The following is a 344-nucleotide window of genomic DNA, read 5'->3' on the forward strand; positions in this document are numbered from 1 at the left end:
CGCCGCCGACGCGCAGCTCCGAGGCGGTCGCCGCAGGTGGGGGTGATCAGCTCCGCCCGTCCGCGCGGCTCCGGCTGCTCGCGGCAGCCGACGGGGTGCTGCGCGTGCGCACGGATCAGCTCCGCCGCCTCGGTCACCGCCGCTCCTCCAGCTCGGCGAGCTCGGTGTAGGCGGTGCTGATCCCCGCGATGCGCTCGCGCGACTCCCGCGGGGCGGCCCCCCAGCACCCCGGAGGCGAGCAGCGCCGCCGCGCTCATCGCCGCGGCGTAGCTGTCGAACGCCGCGTCGCTGTCGAGGGGGCACTCGAGCCAGACCGCCGCGTGCTCGGCGTAGCGGCGGGGCGG

At 78.5% G+C, this 344-nt stretch carries 1 pseudogene; it reads right to left on the reverse strand.

The features are described from left to right. Positions 1 to 344 (reverse strand): annotated as a pseudogene (locus tag ACH61_RS17775) (hypothetical protein); the annotation flags it as partial.

The sequence above is a fragment of the Rathayibacter tanaceti genome (assembly GCF_001634385.1).
Taxonomy (GTDB): Bacteria; Actinomycetota; Actinomycetes; order Actinomycetales; family Microbacteriaceae; genus Rathayibacter; species Rathayibacter tanaceti.